The organism is Actinomycetes bacterium (assembly GCA_022599915.1).
GTDB lineage: Bacteria > Actinomycetota > Actinomycetes > S36-B12.
The window spans coordinates 1-7,102 of sequence record JAHZLH010000071.1 but is presented as its reverse complement, the minus strand read 5'-3'; the positions used below and the strand labels follow the sequence as shown (position 1 = coordinate 7,102).

The window sequence follows — 7,102 nt, the reverse complement described above, 5'->3', positions numbered from 1 at the left end:
GTGATGACGACTGCGTTGGTGTCGCTGCCGCGCAGCGAAACGGAGGTGCGGGAAACGTTGACTGCGCTTGGGGCGCTGTCTCCCACCACGGTGCCCACCGAACTGTTGTCCGGGTATCTGGTCGAGTTGGGGGCGCTGTTGGCAGCCAGTGACACGGAATCCGCTGCGCTGCCGGTGACCGAGATCGGCACCGGCACGTTCACGTCCGCCTGGATCAACTATCGCACCGCAGTTCCGTTGCTGTCGGAACTGTTTCCCGACGCGCTATGGCAGGCGGAGGTGGACGGTGACCCGCGGGTTTTGGTGATGGCGCCTGCTGATCCGCCCGGGGTGATTCTGAGCACGCGCTCGCGGTTGGGTGGCGAAGAGTTGGAGTGGGTGGACGGTCGTGGGGTTGCGGTGGAACCCCGCAAACGCACCGTGGTGCAGACCCTGCCGCCAGGGATCTGGGGACAAGACACCGCCGCCGCGTTGGGGTTACCGTCCACAGCGGTCACCGAGGTGGAAGTGGAACGGTCCGGTGCCGGCTTGTTGGCGGATGTGGACGTCACCCTCGGGCGTGACTACCGCCCCGGTTCGCCGACTGCTGCCCCAGTTCGTAGTGTGGGGTCATGACCGCTGAACCGATTGCCGTGGAGTGGGCGCAGCTTGCTGCCGCGGCTGCCGCGGAGAAGAAGGCAACTGACATCGTCGCGTTCGATGTCAGCGACGTGTTGGTCATCACTGATGTGTTCGTGGTGTGCACCGCAGCCAACCAGCCGCAACTGACCGCCATCATGGGCGAAGTGGAGAAACGGCTGAAGGAAGCCGGCGCGGAACCGGTGCGGAGGGAAGGGCAACGCCAGGGCAGTTGGATGTTGCTGGACTTCGTCGACCTGGTCGTGCACGTGCAACTGCCGGAAGCGCGCTCGATGTATGACTTGGAACGGTTGTGGCGGGACCGCCCCCAACTGGAACTGCCCGACGTGATCGTGGTCGAGTGATGGGCTACCGGCTGGTGTTGTGGCGGCACGGGCAAACCCCATGGAACCAGCAGCGGCGGTTCCAAGGCCACAGTGACGTCGAGTTGGACGCCACCGGACATCAACAAGCGGCAGCCGCTGCCGAGACGCTGGCGCAGATCGCCCCCGATGCCATCGTCAGTAGCGACTTGCTGCGGGCGCAGCAAACAGCCGCCGCGTTGAGTCGGCTGACCGGCATCGCCGCCACCGTCGATGCCGACCTGCGGGAAACTGGGGCGTCCTCCTGGGAAGGCCTCACCCACGACGAGATCATGCAGCGCGACGGGGAGCAGTTCCGCCGGTGGCTGCTAGACCCAGCAACCCGGCCGGGCGGAGATGGTGAGACCGCCACCGAGGTGGGTCAACGTGCCGCGGCTGCCGTGGACCGCCACTTGGCGGCACTAGATCCGGGCAGCACGCTCGTGGTCGTCACCCACGGCGGGTCGGCGCGGGCGTTGACCGGGCAACTGTTGGACTGGCCGCTGACGCATTGGCGTCGAATCGCGGTGCTGGGTAACTGCTCCTGGGCGGAACTGCGGCATGGACCAGACGGTCGGTGGCTGCTGATGAGTCACAACCAAGGCGCGGCCTGACCGGTGACGACGCCGGGGGACCGGGTGTGTCACGGTTGCCCGGTTCCGGTACCCTAGGGCGGTACATTGGGGCTGTGGCGCAGCTGGTAGCGCACTTGCATGGCATGCAAGGGGTCAGGGGTTCGAGTCCCCTCAGCTCCACCACGTGAGTCACCGTCGCGGCACCGGTCCCGGTGCTCGGTGCAGTGACTATCAGTGCAACTCTGATTGGGCACGGAGGTGGGCGTGACTGCATCCCCGCCGTTTCGAGCCTCACTTCCTGATCCGGTCATCGAACCGCCCGCCCCCGCTACATCGCGGTGGTGGCCGCCGCTGTTCTTGCGTCGCCGCACCGGGGAACTCATCGCCCAGCAGCGACCCGCATCCTTTGGGCAGTTATGTGATCTGGTGGCGGCCGCACTGCTGCCGGTGCTGGCGGTCGCGGTCGCGGTGCTGTTGCTGCTGGCCGCGTTGTTCCGACCGTTACCGGAAGGGTCGGCCACCTCACTAGCGGCGTCGCTGACATTAGCGATCACCGGTGGTGTGCTGTTGATCGGCGCGGCCATGGCCAAGCGCAGTGGTGCCATGGCGGGTAATGCCCATCAGGTCGGCGCCGTGATGCTGATCCTGGCCGCCCTCGGCCTGGCCGTGGCTATGGTGACTGCCGGGTCGCTGGCAGAAACCGTGTACGTGCAACTGCTGTGCATCTGCGCGGGAGTGGTGTTGCTGAAGTTGCGCTGGCTGTTCATCGGTTTGGTCGCGATCTGGTTTTTGTGGCTGGGTGCGGCGGCGTTCCTTGCGGGAAGCATCGAACCGGGCGGGTACCTGCTAGCCATGATCGGCGCGACCGTGATTGCGCTGCTGGTCAACGCGGCACGCCTGTCCGCGTTGATGTCACTACTCGAGGCCGCTGACGCTGCTCGCAGCACGACGATCCGCGACCAGGCCACCGGACTGTTGAACCGCCGCGGCATCGAAGAAGTCGGTGCCGAGTTGATGGCACTGGGACGACGGTTCCGAGAGCCAGTGTCATGCACCGTGGTGGAAGTCGAGACCGACCCGATCAATGCAGCTGAAGGGGCCGGAGTCCAGGAGTCCGATGCCGCCGAGGTGGCAGTACTACTGGTGCCGGCGTTCCGCGAGTCCGATGCGATGGCGCGGTGGGATGTGGACCGGTTCGCGGTGTTGGCGCTGGGATCTGGCCCGCGCACCGAAGACATCGAGCGTCGAGTGCAGACCCAGATCGGCGGCTACGGGGCTCAAAATACGGTGCAGGTCTTCAGCGGTCGGGCGGTCAAAATGCCGTGGCAGGACGAAACTGTCACTGAACTTGTCGATCGAGCGTTTGCGGAGGTGGACTATCGCCGCCGAATCTCTGACGCGAGGTTCGGAGACGATCCCGCGTGACGGCTGACGCCACCGCGGCGGGGCCGCGGATACTGTTTTTTGCTGACTCGCTGGCTTTCCACGGACCGGAAGGGCCAGTGCCTCCCGCCGAGCCCCGGTTGTTTACCAACGTGTGCGCGGCAGCCGTCGGTGACGGTGCCCAAGTGGATTTGGTATCCCGACTCGGGTTCACCGCTCGCGACGGCTGGTGGGCGCTAACCAAAGACCCAACAGTGTGGGGGGAGTACTTGCCGAGTGCCGACATTGTGGTGCTATCGCTAGGGCATATGGATCAACTGCCCGCAGCGGTGCCGACCTGGGTGCGCGAAGCGATTCCGTTCGTTCGACCGGGGAGTCTGCGCCGGGCAGTGCGGCGCGGCTACCTGCAGGCAGCACCGCCGTTGATTTCACTGACCGACGGCCGGATCAGTCAACTGTCTCCGCGGGCAGCCAACCACTATCTGGGGCGCATCCTGACCGGCATCCGGTACATGCGCCCTGACCTGCCGGTGGTGCGGCTGTTGCCCACCCCCTACGACAGTGACTTGTACCCGTCGCAGCGCCCGCACGAACCCGCGGTGGTTGCCGCACGGGACTGGTGTGCGCAGTATCAAGTGCCAGGAATTGAACTGGACGAGTTGGTGCTGCCCGGTCCAAACAACCCCGACGGGCTGCATTGGGGGTGGCCCACCCACCAGCGCGTCGGTGAGGTGCTGGCCGCTGCGGTCACCGCCGAACTGGCCACACAAGCAGAGGTGAACCGATGACCAGTTGGGCAGCGATCGCGTTGGGTTTGGCAGCGTTGGCGGCAGTAGTGGACTGGTGGTCGGTGGCCACTGATCGGCAGCGAGTGGAGTACGTCGCGAAACCGGCGGTGCTAATCGCGTTGATCGCGGCGGCCTGCACCCTAGAACCAGCCAGTGACGTGGTGCGGTGGTGGTTCGTAGCCGGGCTGGCGTTCGGCCTGATCGGTGATGTGTTGCTGATGCTGGACCGGTTCATCCCCGGAGCTGCGGCATTCCTGATCGGTCACGTGGCCTACGCCGCAGGTTTGCTCACCGTTCCGCTGCAGCCGGGCTGGCTGCTGGCCGGCACCGTGCTGCTGATCGCGATCTTGGGGGTTGCCGGTGGCCGGATCGTGGGTGCCGCCAGCGAGAAGTCGTCCACGTTGGGAGCGATCGTTGGCGCCTACCTGATTGCGCTGGGAGCAGTGCTGGTGCTGGGGGTGGGCACCGCCGTTCCCGCCGCAGTCGCTGGGGTAGTGCTGTTCTCGCTGTCGGATGCCCTGTTGGCGTGGGGTCGATTCGTGGGACCCGCGCCCGGCGGGCGCACGCTGGTACACGTCACGTATCACTGCGCGCAAGGGCTCTTAGTTGTCGCCCTGCTGACGCTTTAGCGCAGCGGCAACTGCTGTTCCACGGCGGGATCACGCACCAGCAGCGTACGGGCAAACAGCACCAACGCCACAGCGACACTGGCCACTGCGGCGAGCACCGCCAGCGGACCACTGGCCGCAAAGGTCAGCAGTAATCCCAGCCCGATCAGGGCGGTGCCCACACCGAGTGGACGACCGTGGTTACGTTCTGGCGTCGGTTCTCGCAACGCGATGATGGCGCCGGCGACGATCAACACCGCTCCGACAAGCATCATCAACCACAGATACATGCCGCTAACGTAGTGACGTATAGGCGTGAAGTCGCGACGTTGCGTCAGATATCGCACGATCGCCGTAATGGGCGTCCGGTTGCCGCCGCGACCAGCTACCGATCGGAGGAGTGACCGGCATGGGTGAAGCCATCGATCAAGACGATTTCTCGCCAGCGGATTACCGCGAGTTCACGGAACGGTTGGCAACCCAATCACAGCAACTCACCGGCCTGGTGCAAAAACCCGGTTTCGGCCAGCAGCCTGCCTCCGTCGGAATCGAAGTGGAAATGTCGTTGGTGGGCGCAGACGCACATCCGGCGCTGTGCAATTTGGAGTTGGTCGAGGCGGCAGCATCAGTAGGCGCTGCCGCGGAAGTGGACCAGTTCGGCGCGGAATATGACACCGACCCGGTGCCGTTGGCGGGTAGCCCGTTCGCGGTGTTGGCGGCGGATCTGCACCGCGGACTGCTGGAGATGGAACGGCAAGCCGGCGACCTGGGGATACAACTCGTCTTCGCGGGCACATTGCCGACGCTGACCGAAGAGGTCTTGCTACGCGACGACGTCATGACCCCGGAAGCCCGCTACCGGGCGATGGCCGCCGCTTTGGGCCGCCACAAGTTCGACGACTACATCCGGTTCGCCGGTCCCTCTGACGAAGTGTCGGTGCAAATCCCTGGCATTGCTGCTGAGGGAGCCAACAACGCCCTGCAAGTGCATCTGGTGGTGGCACCGGACAACTTTGCTCGGGTGTTGAACGCCTCCCATCTGGTGTGCGCGCCGGTGTTGGCGGCAGCTGCCAACTCACCGTTCTTCGTCGGCCGACGACTGTGGGCGGACTCGCGGATTCCGATCTTCACCCAAGCCGTCGGCGGCGCTTCAGTGCCGGTGGCGAAGCGGCGGGTGTTGCTGGCTTCGGATTGGAACGTTGGTGGCGCGGCGGAAGTATTCGCCGAAAACGCGCACCGGTTCGAGCCGATCTTGCCGGTGCTGTACGACTGGAACCCAGCAGACGAGCCACCACAGTTACACGAGACTCGACTACACGCTGGCACCATCTGGCGCTGGAACCGCCCGGTGTACGACCCCACCGGTGACGGCCATGTGCGCATCGAGTTTCGGGCGCTGCCCACCGGACCCACCTTGGTCGACATGATCGGCAACTCGGCGTTGATGCTGGGCGCCAGTCTGGCCTACGCCGAACAGGACTGCAGCGAACTGTTGCCGTTCGACGATGTGCGGGAGAACTTGTGGCGAGCAGCGGAGTTCGGGCTGGACGCGGAACTGCAGTGGCCCGACCCCAACAACCCGGCCGGTCGACGTCGGCCAGTCATCGACATTCTGGAAGAGTTGCTGCCCGTCGCCACCGATGCGTTACGGGCCGCCGGTGTCGCCGATGAGGATGTAGCCACTGCGATGGCGCCAGTATCGGCCCGACTGCAGCGGCGGATCAACGGTGCTCGCTGGCAGGTGGCCACCGCGGCGGCGTTGGAGCGGGACGGTTCCCGCGCAGAGGCACTTGCCGGGGTGGTGCATCGCATGGCTGACAACGGTTTCGACGGGCCACCGCTAGCGGAATGGACGGTGCCGAACTGAATCGGTCGGTGCTGGGACTTGGGTGACCGGATCGGGGAGACTTTGGTTATGGCGCCGATTGTTCCGATAGCACCCGGAGTGTTTCGTATCCCCACGTTCTCTGATGCGATCAACACCTTGGTGGTGGTCGATGACGACGGTTCGGTGGCAGTGGTCGACACCGGTTTGAAACGGGCGTCGGGTCGGATCGTTGCCGGACTGGCCGCCATCGGGAAACACCCCCGGGACGTGCAACGGATCATCCTCACCCACGCCCACAACGACCACGCCGGTAGTGCTGCGGACCTGGTGCACCGCACTGGCCTGGCCGGGGTGGGGCTGCACCGTGCCGACGCCGACTACGCCGAGGCCGGGGTGTCCCCACCGATGAACCAGCAGGCGTTGCTGGGTCGGTTGTTCACACGAATGTCGGCCGGTGGTTTCGATCCGGTGCCGGTGGCGGAGAACTTTTCCGACGGCCAACTGCTCGCCATTGCTGGTGGGTTGCGGGTGCATCACACGCCCGGTCACACCCCCGGTCACATCAGTTTGCTGCACGAACCGACTGGGGTGCTGTTCACCGGTGATGCGATCTGGAACCCGCTGGGTCGGATGACCTGGCCGGTGGCGGCGTTTTGCACGTCGACGGAACTGAACCAGCAGTCCGCGCACGTGTTGGGGGAGTTGGACTACCGGGTGGCGGCCTTCACCCACGGTCCTCATATCCGCGATAACGCCCGGGAATCGATTCGGGGGTTCCTGCGGCGCAAGGGACTATAGTCCGGTCGGTACCATTAGCGGGTATCTCCCCACTTCGTAAAGGACGCCATGACCGACCGTGCCGATTCCGCCCCGGACGCGACCGAGGAGGTCTACGACCCGGAGCAGTTGCAGCAGCGCTGGCTACCCGTCTGGGACGAGC

At 65.3% G+C, this 7,102-nt stretch carries 9 protein-coding genes and 1 tRNA gene; 9 read left to right on the top strand and 1 reads right to left on the bottom strand.

What is annotated here, in order from left to right; all coding sequences use genetic code 11:
• The 7 genes from K0U62_11445 to K0U62_11415 form a co-directional block, all read left to right on the top strand.
• A partial coding sequence (locus K0U62_11445) for a hypothetical protein (protein MCH9802125.1) occupies window positions 1-615 on the top strand: 615 nt, incomplete at its 5' end.
• Entirely contained in the window at window positions 612-983 is a 372-nt protein-coding gene (gene rsfS / locus K0U62_11440) for a ribosome silencing factor (protein ID MCH9802124.1), read from the top strand. The genes K0U62_11445 and rsfS, both read left to right, overlap by 4 nt.
• Entirely contained in the window at window positions 983-1,594 is a 612-nt protein-coding gene (locus K0U62_11435) for a histidine phosphatase family protein (protein MCH9802123.1), read from the top strand. Before rsfS ends, K0U62_11435 begins: the two co-directional genes overlap by 1 nt.
• A 68-nt stretch (window positions 1,595-1,662) precedes the next feature.
• Window positions 1,663-1,738 (top strand) — tRNA-Ala (locus tag K0U62_11430).
• An 81-nt stretch (window positions 1,739-1,819) separates the two neighbouring features.
• Window positions 1,820-2,980 carry a hypothetical protein gene (locus K0U62_11425; protein MCH9802122.1) on the top strand — a complete coding sequence of 387 codons (1,161 nt, stop codon included), beginning with the start codon at window positions 1,820-1,822 and terminating at the stop codon, window positions 2,978-2,980.
• Window positions 2,977-3,726 (top strand): SGNH/GDSL hydrolase family protein, encoded by a 750-nt coding sequence (locus tag K0U62_11420; protein MCH9802121.1) that lies wholly within the window; start codon window positions 2,977-2,979, stop codon window positions 3,724-3,726. The genes K0U62_11425 and K0U62_11420 overlap by 4 nt, the downstream gene beginning before the upstream one ends.
• On the top strand, window positions 3,723-4,355 hold the full coding sequence (locus K0U62_11415; GenBank protein MCH9802120.1) for a lysoplasmalogenase: 633 nt from the start codon (window positions 3,723-3,725) through the stop codon (window positions 4,353-4,355). The genes K0U62_11420 and K0U62_11415 overlap by 4 nt, the downstream gene beginning before the upstream one ends.
• Here the strand turns inward: K0U62_11415 and K0U62_11410 are convergent.
• On the bottom strand, window positions 4,352-4,624 hold the full coding sequence (locus K0U62_11410) for a hypothetical protein (GenBank protein ID MCH9802119.1): 273 nt from the start codon (window positions 4,622-4,624) through the stop codon (window positions 4,352-4,354). The genes K0U62_11415 and K0U62_11410 overlap by 4 nt on opposite strands.
• Before the next feature lie 119 nt (window positions 4,625-4,743).
• On the opposite strand from K0U62_11410, the gene K0U62_11405 reads away from it, so the two are divergent.
• Together K0U62_11405 and K0U62_11400 are read left to right on the top strand one after the other, a co-directional pair.
• A complete protein-coding gene (locus K0U62_11405; protein ID MCH9802118.1) occupies window positions 4,744-6,201 on the top strand; it encodes a hypothetical protein in 1,458 nt (485 codons plus the stop codon).
• Window positions 6,202-6,249: 48 nt separating this feature from the next.
• The gene (locus tag K0U62_11400) at window positions 6,250-6,960 is read left to right on the top strand and encodes an MBL fold metallo-hydrolase (protein MCH9802117.1); all 711 of its coding nucleotides are present in this window, start codon (window positions 6,250-6,252) and stop codon (window positions 6,958-6,960) included.
• The last annotated feature ends 142 nt before the right edge of the window (window positions 6,961-7,102 follow it).

Excerpts from the sequence above, each read along its gene's own strand:
- K0U62_11435 (MCH9802123.1), top strand. The coding sequence starts at position 983 with ATGGGCTACCGGCTGGTGTTGTGGCGGCACGGGCAAACCCCATGGAAC.
- K0U62_11415 (MCH9802120.1), top strand. The coding sequence starts at position 3,723 with ATGACCAGTTGGGCAGCGATCGCGTTGGGTTTGGCAGCGTTGGCGGCA.
- K0U62_11405 (MCH9802118.1), top strand. The coding sequence starts at position 4,744 with ATGGGTGAAGCCATCGATCAAGACGATTTCTCGCCAGCGGATTACCGC.
- rsfS (MCH9802124.1), top strand. The coding sequence starts at position 612 with ATGACCGCTGAACCGATTGCCGTGGAGTGGGCGCAGCTTGCTGCCGCG.
- K0U62_11400 (MCH9802117.1), top strand. The coding sequence starts at position 6,250 with ATGGCGCCGATTGTTCCGATAGCACCCGGAGTGTTTCGTATCCCCACG.
- K0U62_11410 (MCH9802119.1), bottom strand. The coding sequence starts at position 4,624 with ATGTATCTGTGGTTGATGATGCTTGTCGGAGCGGTGTTGATCGTCGCC.